Annotated in this window: 14 protein-coding genes and 1 riboswitch; of the genes, 7 read left to right on the top strand and 7 right to left on the bottom strand. The window is 64.3% G+C overall.

Features of this window, described 5'->3' with window-relative positions; genetic code table 11:
• Positions 1 to 506 precede the first annotated feature (506 nt).
• The 4 genes from BQ8794_RS08170 to BQ8794_RS08155 all read left to right on the top strand — a co-directional run bounded on the left by BQ8794_RS08170 (position 507) and on the right by BQ8794_RS08155 (position 5,933).
• Positions 507 to 3,893, top strand: coding sequence for a helicase-related protein (locus BQ8794_RS08170; RefSeq protein WP_077375397.1), 3,387 nt, complete (start codon positions 507 to 509; stop codon positions 3,891 to 3,893).
• Between the two features lie 14 nt (positions 3,894 to 3,907).
• On the top strand, positions 3,908 to 4,294 hold the full coding sequence (locus tag BQ8794_RS08165) for an RNA-binding S4 domain-containing protein (protein WP_077375395.1): 387 nt from the start codon (positions 3,908 to 3,910) through the stop codon (positions 4,292 to 4,294).
• 251 nt (positions 4,295 to 4,545) lie between these two features.
• Positions 4,546 to 4,884, top strand: coding sequence for a ferredoxin FdxA (gene fdxA, locus BQ8794_RS08160; RefSeq protein WP_023803892.1), 339 nt, complete (start codon positions 4,546 to 4,548; stop codon positions 4,882 to 4,884).
• 467 nt (positions 4,885 to 5,351) lie between these two features.
• Positions 5,352 to 5,933, top strand: a complete 582-nt coding sequence (locus BQ8794_RS08155) for a CarD family transcriptional regulator (RefSeq protein ID WP_027152934.1) — start codon at positions 5,352 to 5,354, stop codon at positions 5,931 to 5,933.
• Positions 5,934 to 6,037: 104 nt separating this feature from the next.
• On the opposite strand, the gene BQ8794_RS08150 is transcribed toward BQ8794_RS08155, so the two are convergent.
• From BQ8794_RS08150 to BQ8794_RS08140, 3 genes are all read right to left on the bottom strand, one after another.
• Entirely contained in the window at positions 6,038 to 6,811 is a 774-nt protein-coding gene (locus BQ8794_RS08150) for an amino acid ABC transporter ATP-binding protein (RefSeq protein ID WP_077375393.1), read from the bottom strand.
• Positions 6,808 to 7,488 (bottom strand): amino acid ABC transporter permease, encoded by a 681-nt coding sequence (locus BQ8794_RS08145; protein WP_077375432.1) that lies wholly within the window; start codon positions 7,486 to 7,488, stop codon positions 6,808 to 6,810. The genes BQ8794_RS08150 and BQ8794_RS08145 overlap by 4 nt, the downstream gene beginning before the upstream one ends.
• A 161-nt stretch (positions 7,489 to 7,649) precedes the next feature.
• The gene (locus BQ8794_RS08140; RefSeq protein ID WP_077375390.1) at positions 7,650 to 8,423 is read right to left on the bottom strand and encodes an amino acid ABC transporter substrate-binding protein; all 774 of its coding nucleotides are present in this window, start codon (positions 8,421 to 8,423) and stop codon (positions 7,650 to 7,652) included.
• Positions 8,424 to 8,768: 345 nt separating this feature from the next.
• Between BQ8794_RS08140 and BQ8794_RS08135 the strand changes: the two genes are divergently transcribed.
• Positions 8,769 to 9,632, top strand: a complete 864-nt coding sequence (locus tag BQ8794_RS08135; RefSeq protein WP_077375388.1) for an RNA polymerase factor sigma-32 — start codon at positions 8,769 to 8,771, stop codon at positions 9,630 to 9,632.
• Positions 9,633 to 9,798: 166 nt separating this feature from the next.
• Here BQ8794_RS08135 and BQ8794_RS08130 read toward each other — a convergent pair whose 3' ends face one another.
• From BQ8794_RS08130 to thiB, 4 genes are all read right to left on the bottom strand, one after another.
• Complete coding sequence (locus tag BQ8794_RS08130) at positions 9,799 to 11,226, bottom strand: M48 family metalloprotease (RefSeq protein ID WP_167378672.1); 1,428 nt, start codon at positions 11,224 to 11,226, stop codon at positions 9,799 to 9,801.
• Between the two features lie 306 nt (positions 11,227 to 11,532).
• A complete protein-coding gene (gene thiQ / locus BQ8794_RS08125) occupies positions 11,533 to 12,303 on the bottom strand; it encodes a thiamine ABC transporter ATP-binding protein (RefSeq protein ID WP_077375385.1) in 771 nt (256 codons plus the stop codon).
• The gene (gene thiP, locus BQ8794_RS08120) at positions 12,300 to 13,916 is read right to left on the bottom strand and encodes a thiamine/thiamine pyrophosphate ABC transporter permease (protein ID WP_077375382.1); all 1,617 of its coding nucleotides are present in this window, start codon (positions 13,914 to 13,916) and stop codon (positions 12,300 to 12,302) included. The genes thiQ and thiP overlap by 4 nt, the downstream gene beginning before the upstream one ends.
• Positions 13,917 to 14,171: 255 nt before the next feature.
• Positions 14,172 to 15,185 carry a thiamine ABC transporter substrate binding subunit gene (gene thiB, locus BQ8794_RS08115; protein ID WP_077375379.1) on the bottom strand — a complete coding sequence of 338 codons (1,014 nt, stop codon included), beginning with the start codon at positions 15,183 to 15,185 and terminating at the stop codon, positions 14,172 to 14,174.
• 43 nt (positions 15,186 to 15,228) lie between these two features.
• Positions 15,229 to 15,342, bottom strand: a riboswitch (TPP riboswitch).
• Between the two features lie 101 nt (positions 15,343 to 15,443).
• On the opposite strand from thiB, the gene BQ8794_RS08110 reads away from it, so the two are divergent.
• Both BQ8794_RS08110 and BQ8794_RS08105 read left to right on the top strand, forming a co-directional pair.
• On the top strand, positions 15,444 to 16,082 hold the full coding sequence (locus BQ8794_RS08110) for a thiamine diphosphokinase (RefSeq protein WP_077375376.1): 639 nt from the start codon (positions 15,444 to 15,446) through the stop codon (positions 16,080 to 16,082).
• An 8-nt stretch (positions 16,083 to 16,090) separates the two neighbouring features.
• Positions 16,091 to 17,911 carry an ABC-F family ATP-binding cassette domain-containing protein gene (locus BQ8794_RS08105; RefSeq protein WP_077375373.1) on the top strand — a complete coding sequence of 607 codons (1,821 nt, stop codon included), beginning with the start codon at positions 16,091 to 16,093 and terminating at the stop codon, positions 17,909 to 17,911.
• The last annotated feature ends 3 nt before the right edge of the window (positions 17,912 to 17,914 follow it).

The following is a 17,914-nucleotide window of genomic DNA, read 5'->3' as shown; positions in this document are numbered from 1 at the left end:
AACCGGGAAACATGCGCCGGCGCCGATTCGTCGCCGTTTCGTTCCGGCTTTGAGCGCAGTGTTAAACGACAAAGGCTGAAAACATCCCCAAATGGTTAAGGCGCGTTAGGAAAGATTAATTATTTCAAAATGTTGGATGACGCCGGCCGACCTGCGTCGATCATTCAGCGGCAAAGGTTAACGGCGACGTCGGCCCTGCATGAAACGGGCCAGTTCGGCGATTCAGCATGTGGTGAGACTCGCAGGCGAGAAATCCAGATGTAGCCGTGAACAAACCCTGAATCTGCGCGAGTCAGCGATTCGTAGCCGATTCGTTCCAGACTCGTTCCAACTGTTAAATCGGAACGGCGGAACGGATTGTCGACGCCGACGGAAGGCTTCGAGCTGCCATCGGAATATTCTGCTTTCGCTTCGCGCCCGAAATCCCTATGTGTCGGCTGTCACCCGCGCCACCACGGGGCGCGCTCCCGACAACGCGAGGCAGAGAGCCTTAATTTCCAGGGTCGATGAACATCCAGCCGAAACACACTGAGCCACTGATCCTGTCAGGCCGCGACGTGACCGCTGTGCTCGGGCCGACCAACACCGGCAAGACCCATCTCGCCATCGAGCGCATGGTGGCGCATGAAAGCGGCATTATCGGCCTGCCGCTCAGGCTGCTCGCCCGCGAGGTTTATTCACGCGTCTGCGAGAAGGTCGGCGCTCACAAGGTGGCGCTTATCACCGGTGAGGAGAAAATCCAGCCCGACGGCGCCAGATATTCGGTCTGCACCGTGGAAGCCATGCCGCGCGAGACCGACGCCGCCTTCGTTGCCGTCGACGAGGTCCAACTGGCCGGCGATCTCGAGCGCGGCCACATCTTCACCGACCGCATCCTGCATCTGCGCGGCCGCCAGGAGACGCTGCTGCTCGGCGCAGCGACCATGCACGGCATCCTCCAACGCCTGCTGAAGGGGGTGTCGGTGGTGACGCGGCCAAGGCTGTCGCATCTCGCCTATGCCGGCTCGAAGAAGCTCACCCGCCTGCCGCGACGTACGGCGATCGTCGCCTTCTCCGCTGACGAGGTCTATGCCATCGCCGAACTGATCCGCCGCCAACAGGGCGCTGCGGCAGTCGTGCTCGGCGCGCTATCGCCGCGCACCCGCAACGCGCAGGTAGAGCTGTTCCAGTCGGGTGATGTCGATTATCTGATCGCCACCGATGCGATCGGCATGGGCCTCAACCTCGATCTCGATCATGTCGCCTTCGCCCAGAACCGCAAGTTCGACGGCTACCAGTATCGCAACCTGACGGCGGCCGAGCTCGGCCAGATCGCCGGCCGCGCCGGCCGGCACTTGCGCGACGGAACCTTCGGCGTCACCGGTCAGGTCGATCCGCTGGACGAGGAACTGGTCAAGAAAATCGAAACGCATGATTTCGACCCGGTGAAGGTGCTGCAGTGGCGCACCGCGCGTTTCGATTTCGCCAACCTCGACGCGCTGAAGCGCTCGATCGAGACCAACGCGCCGGTTGAAGGCCTGACGCGCGCGCTGCCGGCGGTCGATGCGCAGGCGCTCGAGCATCTGTCCCGCGACGAGGACATCCGGGCGCTTGCCACCGACGCCAGGCGCGTAGCGCTGTTGTGGGAGGCCTGCGCCCTTCCCGATTACAGGAAGATCGCCCCGGCCCAGCATGCCGACCTGATCGCCTCGATCTACATGGACCTTGCCAGGCATGGCCATGTCGACGAGAATTACATGGCCGAGCAGGTGCGCCGCGCCGACACCACCGAGGGCGACATCGACACGCTGTCGCACCGGATCGCCCAGATCCGCACCTGGACTTTCGTTTCCAACCGGCCCGGCTGGCTGGCCGATCAGGCACACTGGCAGGAAAAGACGCGCGAAATCGAAGACAGATTGTCGGATGCGCTGCATGAGCGGTTGACGAAACGCTTCGTAGACCGCAGGACTTCCGTCCTCATGCGGCGCCTTAGAGAAAATACCATGCCTGAAGCCGAAATCAGCCCAACCGGAACCGTCCTTGTCGAAGGCCATCATGTCGGCGAGTTGCAGGGGTTCCGCTTCACCGCCGACCAGAGCGCCGCCGGCGAGGACGCCAAGGCGGTGCGCACAGCAGCCCAGAAGGCGCTTGCAGCCGAATTCGAGGCGCGGGCCGAACGCTTCGGCGCCTCGGCCAATGGCGACATCGCGCTCGGCTCCGACGGCACGCTGCGCTGGATCGGCGCGCCGATCGGCACGCTGGTCGCAGGCGACGAGCCGTTGAAGCCGCGCCTGGTGCTGCTGGCCGACGAGCAGCTCACCGGTCCCGCCCGCGACAAGGTCGCCGCGCGCGCCGAGCGCTTCGTCAATTTCCAGATCGAGTCGCTGCTGAAGCCGCTGGTCGACCTCAAGAACGCCGAGCAGATCACCGGCATCGGCCGCGGCATCGCCTTCCAGCTCGTCGAGAATTTCGGCCTCATCAACCGCCGCGACATCGCCGAGGAGATGAAGTCGCTCGACCAGGAAGGCCGCGCCGCCCTTCGCCGGCTCGGCGTGCGCTTCGGCGCCTACCACGTCTTCGTGCCCGCACTGATCAAGCCGGCCCCGGCCGGACTGGTGACCCTGTTGTGGGCGCTGCAGAACGACGGCAAGGACAAGCCCGGCTTTGGCGACGTGGTTCACGCGCTGGCCTCCGGCCGCACCTCGGTGGTCATCGATCCCACCTTCGACAAGACCTTCTACAAGCTCGCCGGCTACCGCAATCTCGGCCGTCGCGCGGTGCGCGTCGACATCCTCGAACGGCTGGCCGACCTGATCCGGCCCGCAACCAACTGGAAGCCGGGCCTCGGCCAGCGCCCTGACGGCGCCTATGATGGTCAGTCCTTCATGGTGACGCCGCCGATGATGTCGATCCTCGGCGCCACGGCCGACGACATGGAAGAGATATTGAAAGGCCTCGGCTACCGGGCCGAGCCGAAGCCGGCTGTCGAGGTGAAGGCACGGCTCGAGGCACAGGACAATAGCGCGCGCGAAGCCGCCGCGGCCAAGCAGGCGGCGGAGGCACAAGCCGAGCAGGCCAAGGCAGCGGAAGCCGCGATTGCCGACGCAGCCGCCGAGGCGCCGGCCGACAGTTCTGAGCCGGATGCAGTGGCAGAAGCCACGGCGGAGGCTCTCGCGGAACCCGCTACCGAAGCGGAACCTGTCGCAGAAGCTCAGCTGCAAACTCCGCCTGAGGTGACGGTAGAGGGACTGCCTGCAGCTGAAGCCGCAGCTCGAGAGGCAGCACCCGAAACCGCCGAGGTTGAGGTCGCACCGGCGGAGCCGGCGTCCGAAGCCTCGACCGCAACGGCAGCAGTCTCGGCCGAACCTGCCGCGGCGGCGGAAGCCGCCACCGGCGAGGCTGCTCCAGACCCCGAGAAAGAGGCCGAAGAACCAAAACCTATCCTGTTGTGGCGGCAGGGCCGCTTCGACCAGCGCCCACGCCACCGCCACCACGACAACCGGCCTCGTGATAGGGACAATCGCCCGCGCAGCGGACAAGTCACGCGCGATGGCCGCAGCAACGAGCCGGCAGAGGCCGGGCAGCAGGCCGGCGCTCCAGGCGGCCGGCCCGCCCGTGAAGGACGCCGCGACGGCGATGGCGCCGGCAAGCCGCGCTTCGACCGCAGCAAGTTCAAGCCCAAGCCTCAGGGCGAGGCAGGGGAACGGCGCGACGGCAAGCCGCAGGGCGAGCGTCCTGATCGTCGCGAAGGCCGTCCCGACCGGAAAGGCGGCAGGCCGGACGGCAAGGGTGGCGCGCCGGGTGGAAAGCCCGCGTTCCAGCCGAAACCTCGCGAGGAGCGTCCGGTGCGCTTCGACCCGGATTCCCCCTTCGCCAAGCTCGCCGCCTTGCGCGACCAGCTGAAGAAGTAAGTTCGTTCGCTCCGATGGTCGCCGAAGGCCGCCAGCGCATCGACAAATGGCTGTTCTTTTCGCGTGCGGTGAAATCGCGTTCGCTGGCGGCGAAGCTGGTGGTGGCCGGACGCGTTCGCATCAATCGCGACAAAGCAGCGCAGGCCTCCGATCTGGTCCGCGCCGGCGACGTCCTGACCATCACTCTCGAGCGGCGCATCTTCGTCTGGAAGGTGCTTGGCACCGGGAGCCGGCGCGGTCCCGCCGAGGAAGCGCGCTTGCTCTACGAGGATATCTCGCCACCGCCGACGCCAAAGGGCGAGGCCGTTCGCGATGCGATCCCCGCACTGCGCGATGCCGGCAGCGGCCGCCCGACCAAGAAGGAACGCCGGGAGACCGACCGGCTGCTCGGCGACGACTGACGCATAACCGGCTTTCGTCGCATCGCCGGCTGGAAATCCATTCCGGAAACACCGGCATCACGCGCAATGGCTGCCCTTGCAAGCGGCGGGCAAAGACGTTACCTCACCAAAAAAGGCCTACCGCATCGGCCCGAAAATCGATATCGATTTTCCAAGAGCACGATGCGTGGATTCAAAGTGTTAGAGCGTACCTTATGCGTCCAATTGGACGCACGTCGCCCTGATAAAACGGGACGTCCCGGAGCCGACCAATGACCTATGTCGTGACCGATAATTGCATAAAATGCAAATACATGGACTGCATCGAGGTCTGTCCGGTCGACTGTTTCTATGAGGGCGAGAACATGCTCGTCATTCATCCCGACGAGTGCATCGACTGTGGCGTCTGCGAACCGGAATGCCCGGCCGACGCGATCAAGCCGGACACCGAGCCGGGGCTCGACAAATGGCTGCAGATCAACACCGAATACGCCGACAAATGGCCCAACATCACCGCCAAGAAGGAGCCTCCGGCCGACGCCAAATCCTTCGATGGCGAGGCCGGCAAGTTCGAAAAATATTTTTCCCCTGAGCCCGGCCAGGGCGACTAGCGCACGACCGCGAAAATCGAAATCGATTTTCGGAAAGGACTATGCGCAAGATCAAAGTGTCAAGCGTCCTTGCGCGTCCAAAACGGGCGCGTGGCGCTGTAACGGCGACGCCGGTTTGATCGGCATCACGCATGGTGATCGGCACTGCACGTTAACTGCCGCGACAGGCGGAGATCGCGCTTGACCTTCGCGCGTGCAGCAAAACCTTGATTCTTCCGACTTTTTGTGCTACATCAACCAAACATGCCGGTGACACAACGTCGATTTATGGCGCAAACGCCCCAAATCACTGAAAGGTGAATTTCTCAATCCGGACCAGAGTGATCTGGGGCAGGCAGTCGCGACTATGCGGTTTGCCAACCTCGGCTTTTCCGGTGGGTTCGTAGTTGTGCGGCTAACGATCGGTACCCGATCGCGCGAGTTCGGCCGGCAGAATGCCGGTACCACACCAAGGAGTTCATGGCGTAATGGCAACAATCACCCCGCAGAAGAAGTCCAGCGCAGCGCGTCACGGTTTTAAGACCGGCGAGTACATCGTCTATCCGGCGCATGGCGTTGGCCAGATCGTCTCGATCGACGAGCAGGAAGTTGCGGGCCACAAGCTGGAACTGTTCGTCATCGACTTCCAGAAGGACAAGATGCGTCTTAAGGTTCCGGTCGCCAAGGCGACCTCCATCGGCATGCGCAAGCTGTCGGAAGAGGATTACGTCGATCGCGCGCTGAAAGTCGTGCAGGGCCGCGCCCGCGTCAAGCGCACCATGTGGTCGCGCCGCGCCCAGGAATATGATGCGAAGATCAATTCCGGCGACCTGATCTCGATCTCGGAAGTTGTGCGCGACCTCTACCGCGCCGACAACCAGCCGGAGCAGTCCTATTCCGAACGCCAGCTTTATGAGGCGGCACTCGACCGCATGGCGCGCGAGATCGCGGCCGTCAACCGCATGTCGGAGACCGAAGCGGTGCGCCTCATCGAGGTGAACCTCAACAAGGGTCCGAAGCGCGGCGCCAAGGCCGACAACGAAGAAGCCGAGCAGGAAGAAGCAGCCTGAGCGCTTCTCGCCTTCGAATTTGAAAAAACCCGGCCTCGCGCCGGGTTTTTTGTTTTTGGTGATCGTCACCCCAAAACCGCTACGCACTTTTTGGGCGACACGCCTTAAACTTCGCCGCCGGCTTCCTTCTCTGCTTCCTGCTTCAGCGTCGCGATAAACCGCTTGGTTCGCTGGCGCTCCGGATTGCTGAACAAAACAGCGGCGGGGCCTTTCTCGACGACGCTGCCGGCGTCGAGAAACACCACCTCCTGCGCGATTTTGGAGGCGAGGCGCAAGTCATGCGTCGCCATCACCATGGTGGTGCCCTCGCTGGCGAGCTGGCCGAGCACGTCGACCACCTCCTGCGCCAGTTCCGGATCGAGGGCCGAGGTCGGCTCGTCGCACAGCAGCACTTTCGGCGATGGTGCCAGCGCCCGGGCGATCGCCACGCGTTGCTGCTGGCCGCCTGACAGCGTCGCCGGCCAGGCGTCGGCTTTGTGCGCCATCCCGACCTTTTCGAGCAGAGCGAGCGCCCGCTCGCGCGCCCTCGCCGTCGGCCATTTCAACACCGTCACCAGCCCCTCCATGACGTTTTCGATCGCCGTGCGGTGCGGGAACAGCTGGAAATTCTGGAACACCATGCCGGTCTGCAGCCGCAGGCGCTGGATGGCCCTGCCGGGAACCTTGCCGCCGGGATGGAATTCGAGCGCGTCGTCGCCGATGCGCACCGTGCCCGAGGTCGGGATCTCAAGCAGGTTGATGCAGCGCAGAAGCGTGCTTTTCCCGCCGCCGGAGGGGCCGACAAGGGCGGTGACGCTGCCTTCCTCGATGGTGACCGTCACACCCTTCAGCACGAGGTTGTCACCAAAGCGCTTCTCGATGTTGGTGAGGCCGATCATGAGCGCGCCTCCAGGAAGCCGCCATAGCGGTTGAGCCGCTTTTCCAGGCGCGTCTGCAACGCCGACAGCACCGAGCTCAGCGCCAGATAGAGAGCCGCCGCCTCGACATAGAGGATCAGCGGCTCATAGGTGGTGGCGACGATGCGCTGCGCCGCCTGGAACATCTCCGGCACCGTGATGGCGGCGGCCAGCGATGTGTCCTTGACCAGCGAGATGAAGGTGTTGGACAGCGGCGGCACCGCGACGCGGCCGGCCTGCGGCAGTATGGTGCGTCGCATCGCCTGGCTCCAGGTCATGCCGATCGAATAGGCCGCCTCCCACTGCCCCTTCGGCACCGAGCCTATGACGGCGCGGATGATCTCCGATGTATAGGCGCCGATATTGAGTGTGAAGCCGATCAACGCGGCTGAAAAGGCGTCGAGCAGGATGCCGACCGAGGGCAGGCCGTAGAAGATCAGGAAGAGCTGCACCAGAAGCGGCGTGCCACGGAAGATCCAGACGTAGAAGCGGACCACGGCGACCAGCGGCTTCGGGCCGAACAGCCGGACGAGCGCTGCGACCAGACCTACGAAGAGACCGAATGCGAACGACAGCAGCGTTAGCGGCACGGTGAAGATCAGCGCGGCCCATAGCAGCGTGGGCAACGAATCCAGCATCAATTGCAGCCAGTGCGGCACGAAAACTCTCCTTGCGAGATTGCCGCCCAAAAATCGGCCCGGCAGCATCGAGGCGCGAACATAGGGTCGTCATATCACGCCAAAAGCGGCGGCCGTCAAAGACGGCTCGCCGCGATACTTTGCCATGCGGGCCGGCAACCGGCCGGCTCCGGGAAATGCGCTTACTTCGAAACGTCCTGGCCGAAGTAAGTGTCGGCGATCTTCTGGTAGGTGCCGTCGGCCTTGATATCGGCCAGCGCCCGATTGATGGCGGCGACCAGTTCCGGATCGCCCTTGCGCACGAGCACGCCGGAATAGTCGGCGTTTTCTTCCTGCGCGGCGATCTTCACATTGGCGTCGGGCTTGTGCTTCTTGAAATCGAGGAAGGACAGGCTGTCGTTGATGGTGGCATCGGCGCGGCCGGTAAGAAGCAGCTGGATCGATTGGTCGAAACCATCGGTGCCGACGAGTTCGGCGCCGTTTGCTTCGGCGAGCTTGCCGAAATTCGAGGTCAGCGACTGCGCCGCCTTCTTGCCCTTCAGGTCGGCAAAGCTCTTGATGTCGGTATTATCGCCGCGCACGATCAGCACCGCCTTGGAAGCAATATAGGGATCGGAGAAATCATACTTGGCCTTGCGCTCCTCGGTGATGCCGACCTGGTTGATAACGGCGTCATAGCGCTTGGCGTCGAGGCCGGCGATCAGCCCATCCCATTTGCCTTCGAGGAATTCGGCCTCGACGCCGAGCCGCTCGGCGATCGCCTTGGCAATCTCGACGTCGAAGCCGACCAGTGCGCCCGAGGCATCATGATAGGTGAAGGGGGCATAGGTGCCTTCCGTGCCGACCTTGAAGACACCGGCCTGCTTGATCTGATCGAAATTCGCGCCGGCATGGCCTGATGTGCCGGCCAGCACCTGCAGTGTTGCGGCGACGATAAGCGATTTGAGCCATTTCATTTTTCTGTGATCCCGTCATTGGCCGGCGTCCGGGGCCGGCATCCGGCGCATTTGTGAGCGCCGGAACCTGACAGATGCAGGCTGGCGAAATAAGGAACCAGATTTCAACAATGAGACGCTTTCGAAATCCAATTCTCAAAACTGCATTGAGTCACGCCAACCGGCCGAGGAGCGACCGCCGCATCGAGCTTTCGGACAGTGCAATCCACGCGACATCAGCGGCGGAACCATTCGCGCGGGTGGCACGTTTGTTGGCTGTTGTAGGGCGCGGCGTCGCCAATTCAACCACGATGCCAGCTCAGGGTCGAGCGATCGCACCGCAACGCCCGGAACAGGGAGCGTGGCATGATGGAAGATACGGCAGGGCGAACCATGGTCCGCGCGGCGATGAAAGCCCCCTATCTCGAGCGCGACGAGGAGCATGTTCTCGCGTTGCGCTGGAAGCAAAACAACGACCAGCAGGCACTGCACCAAATCGCCATGGCGCATATGCGGCTGGTCATTTCCATGGCCTCGAAATTCCGCCACTATGGCCTGCCCCTGGGCGACCTGGTGCAGGAAGGCCATGTCGGCCTGCTGGAGGCAGCGGCCCGTTTCGAACCGGAGCGCGAGGTGCGGTTTTCGACCTATGCGACGTGGTGGATTCGTGCCTCGATGCAGGACTATATCCTGCGCAACTGGTCGATCGTGCGCGGCGGCACCAGTTCGGCGCAAAAGGCGCTGTTCTTCAATTTGCGGCGCCTGCGCGCCCGCTTGGCGAACGGTGCCGAGCCGATCTCGAACACCTCGCTCTACCGCGAGGTGTCGGTGGCGCTCGGCGTCTCCGAGGCCGACGTGGCGATGATGGACTCCCGCCTTTCGGCCCCTGATAGTTCGCTCAACCAGCCGCTCGCCGACGATGCGGGCGCCACCGAGCGAATGGATTTCCTGGTTTCGGACGATCCTTTGCCGGACGAAGTCGTGGGCGACACGATCGATGTCGAACGCCGCTCTATCTGGCTGAAAACCGCGCTCGGCGCGCTCAACGCCCGCGAGCTCAGGATCATCGAGGAACGCCGGCTGAGCGACGAGGGCGCGACGCTCGAAGCCCTCGGCGAGGCGCTTGGCATCTCCAAGGAACGCGTCCGCCAGATCGAGGCACGCGCCATGGAAAAGCTCAAGATAGCGTTGGTGAAGCAAAACCCCGAGTTTCTGGCGACCGCCGCCTAGGGTGTGTTGAGATTCAGGTTAGGCCGAGTCGGAGTCGAAGATGGGCGCGAAGCGACCAAACTAGGTGGTTTCCGAGAACCGGAGCGGAGCGTACTTAAAGTACGTGAGCACCGGAAGCGCAGGAAACTGCCGTTTGCAGGCCGGCATCACTTGAATATCGAGCACCCTATCTGTCGGTGATGATCTTGACCTTATCGCCGGCCGAAACGGCTGCGCCAGGCGACATCGCATTGAGCACCCTGAACAGGTCGAGCTTGCGGTCGACGCCGACCATCTGCGCCGCGAGCGAGCCCATGGTCTGTCCGGGCCGGACCGTGACGACGCGGATATGCAGCGGCTTCAGCGCCGCTTTTTCGGCCGCGCTCAAGATACGGAACGAACCGCTGACCGAGCGCGCCACCGCGTCCAGCGAGGTGCTGGCGGAGGGGGCTGCCGTCAGCAGCCGGTAGACCTGGCCGCCGGCGCGGATCACCGCAATGCCGAACTGCCAGCCCTCGGCGCTGGCATGCGCCGTCGCCGCCTCGTTGCCGTTGATTGTTTCCTGGCGCACGCTGCGTTCGTCGAGACCGGCCACCCAACCGCTGCGGATGTAGTCGGTCAGCGAGCGGTTCCTGTCGATCGAGACGCCGTCGAAGCGGATCGCTATGTCGCCCGGCCCGGTTGCCGTCACCGCCGCGGCCGAGTTGTCGATGATGAAGCCGTCGGGCACCGAGAACGACACGCCGAGCCCCGGATGCAGGAAGGTTTCGCCACGCACATAGCCTTCCTCCGGCGCGTCGCCATAGAGCAGGCCGTCTATGCCGGCGAGGAAGGCGTCCCGGTCGCGCGTGCCGACGCCGGGCGCACCGAACTGGCGGGCATGGCGCTGCGCCAGATCGATGCGTTGCGGCGTGTTCGGGTGCGTTGCCAGGAAGTCGAGGCTGGCGTCGGTGGCGCCGCTGATAGAGCGGAAATCGGTGTAGGCCGACATGGATTGCAGGAAGCGGCCCGCGGCAAACGGATCGAAGCCCGCCTCGCCGATCGACTTGATGCCGATGCCGTCAGCCTCCAGCTCCTGATTGCGCGAGAACTGGGCAAGCCGCAGCTTGCCGCGGATCAGTGCCGCCTTGGCGGTCGGGCTGTCGCCGAGCACATCCGAGACGACTTTGGTCGCAAAGCCTTCCTCGGCCTCGAGCTGCTGGCGCTGCAAGCCGTGGTTTGCGGTGACATGGCCCATCTCATGCGCGATGACCGCAGCAAGCTCGGCCGAATCGTTGGCCAGCGCCAACAGGCCGCGCGTGATGTAGAGATAGCCGCCCGGCAGTGCGAAAGCGTTGACGTTGGGCGAATTGAGGATCGTGATGCGGTAGGTCTGGCTCGGGTTGGCCGACACCACGGTCAGGCTGCCGACGACCTTGGCCACCATGCGCTCGAGCTTGGGATCGGAATATTCGCCGCCATAGGTCGCGAGGATGCGCGGATGCTGCGCCTTGGCCATTTCGGCGAGCTTGCTGTTGGCGGCAACATTGTCGACGGTGACCGGTTTGCTGGAAGGCTGGAAGCCGGATTCCTGAACGTCCGGAGGCGTGAACATCTGGCAGCTTGCCAGCGCCATGGCAAAGCCGGCCAGCGCCAGGAAGCGCGCCAGCGGTTTCCTTCTCACTCTGTCTGTGCCGGTCGGCAGAACAGCTTCCTTTCGGCTCTCAGCACATGGCCTCGAAAATCGGGCATCGATTTTCAGAACATGCGCAAAATCAACTGCCACAGCGTCCTTTCGCGCCCACGAGCACGGCCCACGAGCACGGATGGCACCGTAGTGGCAAATCACAACCTATGCCGGACCAGTATCGGAGGACCTAGCCACACTACTTTGACCATGGCAAGCAAACGCCACATCGCCTGAAGCCGGTTTGGCCGTAAATTATGTCCGCTTCCGGGCAACATCTCGTGATCCTGCGCCAAACGGACCTGCACCGATATAGCGCCGGAAGGCTTCCGGTCCAGCCTTGGTAAAAAAATCGGCGACAGTCCCGGTTGCGGTAACCGTGCCATTGTCCAGGAACACCATGTCCTGGCCGATGTGGTGGGCGTCCTCCGGCTGATGGGTAACGAACAGCACCGTCATGTGCCGCTCCGCTTGGACGTCGGCTACCAGATCGAGCATGTCGTCGCGCAAGGCCGGTCCGAGCGAGGCGAACGGTTCGTCGAGCAAGAGCACCGGCCGGTCGCGCACCAGGACGCGGGCGAGCGCGACGCGCTGCCGCTCGCCACCGGAGAGCTCGCGCGGCAGGCGCTGTTGCTTGCCGGCAAGGCCGACGCGCTTGAGCGCCGCGGCGATTGCAGTGTGGTCGGCCTCGGTCAGCCTGAGCGACGGCGAGCGGCCAAGGCCGACATTTCGTTCGACCGAAAGATGGGCGAAGAGATTGTTTTCCTGGAACACCATCGACACTGGCCGCGCCGAAGGCGGTTCGGCGCCGACATCGGCGCCGCCGATCAGCACACGGCCTGATTGCGGAGTCTCGAAGCCGGCCACCAGGTTGAGCAGTGTCGATTTTCCCGAGCCGCTCGGCCCCATGATGGCTGTGATCTTCGAGGCGGCGAACTCGACATCGATTAAAAACGGCGCTTCGCCATAGCTGAACGAGACCTTCTCCAGCCGTACAGCCGTACCGGTTTCGCTGTTGAGCGTCATGATCTTTCTCCCCGTCCCAGCCAGTCCGCGGCCAGGACAAGCGCGAGACAGACCAGGCCGAGCAGCAATGCCAGGCCGGCCGCGTCCATCGTGCGATAGCTGCCCATGCGGGCCAGCAAGAGATAAGGCAGCGTCTGCAGGGAGTCGCTGCCAAACAGGGCAATGACGCCGAGATCGCCGAGCGACAAAGCCATGGCGAACGCGAAACCGGTGGCGAGCGGCCGTCGCAGCGACGGCCAGTCGACCAGCCGGAAACGGTTCCAGCCCGAAATGCCAAGCAGCAAACAGAGCCGTTCGTGGCGTTCGCTCGCCGCATCATAGCCGGGGCGAATGGCGCGGATGGCAAACGGCATCGCCATCACCGCATTGACCGCGACGACCATGACAGGGGCGATGGCAAAGACGTCGCTGACGGAACGCAGGAGCAGGAACCAGCCGGCGCCGATGACGACGGGCGGCACGACGAGGACGAAGCCAGCGCCGGTATCGGTGGCGTATTCGAGCAGCGTCCTGGCGCCGACGCGACGCAAGGCCAGCGCCCGTCGTGCCATGACCAGCGACAGCGACAGGGCCACTGAAAGCAGCGCCGCCAGCAAGGCGAGCACGGCGCTGGTCAGCGTCGCTTGCCGCACCGCGCTCTCGCCCGCCAGCCGGCCGAGATCGGCGCCAAGGCCTGACGTCACCGTGGCCGCCATCGGCCCGGCGACGAACAGCAAAGCCAGCATGATCAATGCTGCGTTCAGCACGGTCTCGGCGGCGCCGGCCGAAAGATAGCGGCGCGAAGCCACCGGCAGGTTGGCGTCGCCGACGGTGTTGGCGCCGAGCCGCATCAATGCCAGCACGACGACGAAGGTCAGCGCGATCTGCAACACTGTCAGCGTCACCGCGCGGGCAGGATCGAAATCGAAACGCAGCGCCTGGTAGATGGCGACCTCCAGCGTCGTCGCACGCGGCCCGCCGCCCAGCGTGAGCACGATGGTAAAGGATGTGATGCAGAGCATGAAGACAAGCCCGGCGACGCCCGGCAGCGCCGCGCGCAGCGTCGGCCATTCGATCAGCCGGAAGGCGGGCCTGGCGCCCATGCCGAGCTGGCTCGCCAGCCGCCACTGGTCGGCCGGCACTGTCCCAAGCGCTTCGAGGAACAGCCGCGTGGCCAGCGGCAGATTGAAGAAGACATGGGCGACGAGGATGCCGGACAGGCCGTATATGCCCGGCCAGCCCTGACCGCCAATCGCGCTGAGCACGCCGGCAAAATAGCCGGCGCGGCCATAGAGAGCCAGAATCCCGAGTGCTGCGACGATGGCCGGCAGCGCGAGCGGCACGGCGAAGAGCTGCAGGATCAGGCCGCGACCAAAGAAGCGCGGATGCCGCGACAGCGCCCGCGCCACGAACAACGCCGGCACGACGGAGAGCAGCGTCGACAGCAATGCCTGCCACAGCGTGAAGCGGGCGACGCGGAAGAGGTAGGAATCGAAGGCCGACGCGGCGCCGGACGGATCGCGCGCGCCTTCCACGATGAGCCCGGCGAACGCGCCGCCGACCAGCAGCGCAACAGCGGCAACCGCGATGGTGCCGGCGCTGACGCGGGGGTCCCTACGATGGCCAGTGTGCATTCCGCGCTGCCCAACCTAACGACGGGCGCTGAAAGAAGGAATGTGGCTGGGGCCGAGTTCCCGCCCACCCCCCTCTGGCCTGCCGGCCATCTCCCCCGCAAGGGGGGAGATCTGCTGTTCCAATGCTGGTGCCTCAACTGCGGCGTCAGAGAGTGGCGAATCCGGCGACACCGCCAATCTCCCCCCTTGCGGGGGAGATGGCCGGCAGGCCAGAGGGGGGTGGCGTGGAGCGAACACCATGCAGAAATCTAAATCCTACTTGCTCATCACCGACAGCCATTCGTCGACCCAGGCCTTGCGGTTGGCGGCGACCTCTTCCGGGCTGAACAGCAACGTCTTGGTCGGCTTGACGAGCTTGTCGAAAGCCGGATGGAGCGGCTTCTCGGTCTTGCCGGCAGGGAACATCCAGTTGGTCTCGGGAATGACATCCTGGAATTTCGGCCCGGTCATGAAAGTCAGGAACTGTTTCGCCAACGGGTTCTTGGCACCTGATTTGGTGATGCCGGCAACCTCGATTTGCAGGTACGCGCCCTCCTCGAAGGATGCCGCCTGATAGCGTTCGGTGTTTTCGGCGACCATGTGATAGGCCGGCGACGTGGTATAGGACAGCACCATCGGCGCCTCGCCCTTGGTGAACAGGCCGTAGGCCTCGCTCCAGCCCGGCGTCACGGTGAGCACCTTTGCCTTAAGCTTGGCCCAGGCTTCCGGCGCCTTTTCGCCATAAACCGACCTCACCCACAACAGCAGGCCGAGACCGGGCGTCGAGGTGCGCGGATCCTGGATGACGATCTTCTCATCGGCATTGCCCTCGATCAATTCCTTCAGGCTCTTCGGCGGCGTCTTCAGCTTTTCGGTGTCGTAGACGACGGCGAAATAACCATAGTCGAACGGCACGAAAATATCGTCGCTCCAGCTGCCCGGCACCTTGACGTCGATGACGGCACCATGCGGTGAAAACAGGCCGGTAGCCTTGGCTTCCGCCGTCAGATTGGTGTCGAGGCCGAGCACGATGTCGGCCTTGGTCGCGGCCCCTTCCAGCCTGACGCGGTTGAGCAGGGCGACGCCGTCGGCGACCGCGACGAATTCGAGGGCACAGCCGCATTCGGCCTCGAACGCCTTCTTGACCGCCGGGCCTGGACCCCATTCGGCGGTGAAGCTCTCATAGGTGTAGACGGTGAGTTTTTCCTGCGCGGATGCTGGCCCGATGCCTGCGAGAACGGTTGCCGCGAGCAGCACTGCCGAAACAAGTGTGTATAAAAACGTGCGCATCGGCGCCTCCTTCGTTGGCGTTGAAGGGAATTGAGGCGTCGGGTTGTCCGAAACGTCTAATCCCTCCGCCGGTACAAACCGGATCAGGTTCAGCGGGTTGGCAGGTTGCCTCTCAGCTGGTCCGCGAAGATCGCGTCCAGCACCCCGTTAGAGCGCTTCGACACATAGGCCCGGCCCGACTGCGGCGCAAGCGGAAGTTTGCCGGGCATCCAGACCGCGGCCTTCCGTTTCGCAAGCAGGGCTGGTAAGGCCACGCATATGAGCAAATTCACCATCCTGCTTGGCGGCGACCTTATCCGCACGCCGCTGCTCGACCGCCAGGTCGAAGGCACGCGTGTCATCGCCGCCGACGCCGGCATCAGCCATGCCCGGACGCTGAGCCTGACGCCGGAACTCTGGGTCGGCGACTTCGATTCGGTGCCGGCGGATTTGCCGGACGAGCTCGCCGCCGTGCCGCGCCAGGTGTTTCCGGCAGAAAAGGACAAGACCGACGGCGAACTGGCTATCGCCGCCGCGCTCGAACGCGGCGCGACCAGCCTCGTGCTGGCCGGCGCGTTCGGCGGCAAGCGCACCGACCACGCCTTCCTGCACCTGGCGCTCGGCGTCCGGCTGGCCGAGGCCGGAACAGAGGTGATTTTGACCAGTGGCGCACAGGAAGGCGTCCCCTTGCTTCCCGGAAAGGCCTGCTTCGACTACGCCGACGGCATGCTGTTTTCGATTCTCGGCTTCTCCGACCTTGCCGGTCTGACCGTGACCGGCGCCAAATGGCCGCTGAACCATGTCGAGGTGGCGTTCGGCTCGTCGCTGACCATTTCCAATGAGGTCAAGGGCCGGCTCGAAGTCGCGCTGGGCAGCGGCCGCGCGCTGTTGCTCGCCCATCCATTTCCCCTTACCTGAAAGCTGACATGGCGCCGCCGCTTCTCAATCTCGACGGGATAAAACTGACCTTCGGTGGCACGCCGCTGCTCGACGGGGCGGAACTGACGGCGTCAGCGGGCGACAAGATCGCTCTGGTCGGCCGCAACGGCTCTGGCAAGTCGACGTTGCTGAAGATCGCTGCGGGATTGATCGAGCCGCAGGATGGCGAGGTGTTCCGCCAGCCTTCGGCAACAGTGCGCTACCTGCCGCAAATGCCCGACATGGATGGTTTTGCCAGCGTCCGCGCCTATGTCGAGGCGGGGCTCGGACCCGCCGACGATCCCTATCGCGCCACCTATCTGATGGAGCATCTCGGCCTGTCCGGCGAGGAGCGGCCGAACGATCTCTCCGGCGGCGAAGCCCGCCGTGCTGCCCTTGCCCGCGTCATGGCGCCGGAGCCCGACATCCTCCTCCTCGATGAGCCGACCAACCATCTCGACCTGTCGGTCATCGAATGGCTGGAGGAGGAGCTTGCCCGCACCTCTTCGGCGCTGATCGTCATCTCGCACGACCGCCGCTTCCTCGAGCGCGTGTCGCGTGCCACCGTGTGGCTCGATCGCGGCCAGACCCGCAGGTTGGACAAGGGCTTTGGCCATTTCGAGGAATGGCGCGACACCGTGCTGGAAGAAGAAGAGCGCGAGCAGCACAAGCTTGGCCGCCAGATCGTGCGCGAGGAGCACTGGTTGCGCTATGGCGTGACGGCAAGGCGCAAGCGCAACATGCGCCGGCTCGGCGAATTGCAGACCATGCGCCAGCGCTTTCGCGGCCATCGCGGCGCCGAGGGTGCGGCGACCATGGTGGCCAGCGACGCCGCCGAATCCGGCAAGCTGGTGATCGAGGCCAAGAACATCGAGAAGAGCTTTGGCGACCTCACTGTGGTCAGGGGTTTCTCAACCCGCATCCAGCGCGGTGACCGCGTCGGCCTGGTCGGCCCGAACGGCGCCGGCAAGACGACGCTGCTGAAGATGCTGACCGGCGAATTGAAGCCGGACTCAGGCACGGTGCGACTCGGCACCAATCTGGAGATCGCCACGCTCGACCAGAAACGCGAGGCGGTCGACCCGCAAGAGACGCTGGCGCAGTATCTCACCGACGGCCGCGGCGAGAACCTTGTCATCAACGGCGAGCAGCGCCACGTCGTCTCCTACATGAAGGACTTCCTGTTCAAGCCGGAACAGGCGCTCACGCCGGTGCGCGAGCTTTCGGGCGGTGAGCGGGCGCGGCTGCTGCTCGCCCGTGTGCTGGCGCGTCCGGCAAATCTTTTGGTGCTCGACGAGCCGACCAACGATCTCGACATGGAGACGCTGGAACTGCTGCAGGAACTGGTCGCCGGTTTTGCCGGCACCGTCATCCTCGTCAGCCACGACCGCGATTTCCTCGACCGCACAGTGACCAGCCTGATCGCGCCGGACGGCGGCGGCCGCTGGATCGAATATGCCGGCGGCTATTCCGACATGCTGGCGCAGCGTGGCCGCACCAGGCTGGACGACCGCAAGGCGCGGCCGAAGTCCGAGACCAGCGAAGTGGCGGCGGCAGGCAGGACCGAAGCTGCTGCGCCGAAGGGCTCGGCGAAAAAACTGTCGTTCAAGCAAAAATTCGCGCTGGAATCGCTGCCCAAGAAGATCGAGGCGGTGACCGCCTCGATATCACGGCTGGAGGACAACATCGCCGACCCGGCCTATTACGAGCGCGACCCGGCCTCATTCCAGAAGACCATCGCCGCCCTCGACAAGGAGCGCGCCACGCTGGCAGCGCTCGAGGAGGAATGGCTGGAACTTGAAATGTTGCGCGAGGAGATGGAGGGGTAGGGA

The organism is Mesorhizobium prunaredense (assembly GCF_900156895.1).
Lineage (GTDB): Bacteria > Pseudomonadota > Alphaproteobacteria > Rhizobiales > Rhizobiaceae > Mesorhizobium > Mesorhizobium prunaredense.
Note: the sequence above shows the minus strand (reverse complement) of the source record. Positions and strands in the feature narration are given on the sequence as shown.

Bases quoted from the DNA above. Each gene is read 5' to 3' on its own strand.
- BQ8794_RS08135 (WP_077375388.1), top strand. From the start codon at position 8,769: ATGATGGAAGATACGGCAGGGCGAACCATGGTCCGCGCGGCGATGAAA.
- BQ8794_RS08150 (WP_077375393.1), bottom strand. From the start codon at position 6,811: ATGATCGGCCTCACCAACATCGAGAAGCGCTTTGGTGACAACCTCGTG.
- BQ8794_RS08165 (WP_077375395.1), top strand. From the start codon at position 3,908: ATGGTCGCCGAAGGCCGCCAGCGCATCGACAAATGGCTGTTCTTTTCG.
- BQ8794_RS08110 (WP_077375376.1), top strand. From the start codon at position 15,444: ATGAGCAAATTCACCATCCTGCTTGGCGGCGACCTTATCCGCACGCCG.
- thiB (WP_077375379.1), bottom strand. From the start codon at position 15,185: ATGCGCACGTTTTTATACACACTTGTTTCGGCAGTGCTGCTCGCGGCA.
- BQ8794_RS08130 (WP_167378672.1), bottom strand. From the start codon at position 11,226: ATGGCGCTGGCAAGCTGCCAGATGTTCACGCCTCCGGACGTTCAGGAA.
- BQ8794_RS08140 (WP_077375390.1), bottom strand. From the start codon at position 8,423: ATGAAATGGCTCAAATCGCTTATCGTCGCCGCAACACTGCAGGTGCTG.
- thiP (WP_077375382.1), bottom strand. From the start codon at position 13,916: ATGCACACTGGCCATCGTAGGGACCCCCGCGTCAGCGCCGGCACCATC.
- BQ8794_RS08170 (WP_077375397.1), top strand. From the start codon at position 507: ATGAACATCCAGCCGAAACACACTGAGCCACTGATCCTGTCAGGCCGC.
- BQ8794_RS08105 (WP_077375373.1), top strand. From the start codon at position 16,091: ATGGCGCCGCCGCTTCTCAATCTCGACGGGATAAAACTGACCTTCGGT.
- BQ8794_RS08155 (WP_027152934.1), top strand. From the start codon at position 5,352: ATGGCAACAATCACCCCGCAGAAGAAGTCCAGCGCAGCGCGTCACGGT.
- fdxA (WP_023803892.1), top strand. From the start codon at position 4,546: ATGACCTATGTCGTGACCGATAATTGCATAAAATGCAAATACATGGAC.
- thiQ (WP_077375385.1), bottom strand. From the start codon at position 12,303: ATGACGCTCAACAGCGAAACCGGTACGGCTGTACGGCTGGAGAAGGTC.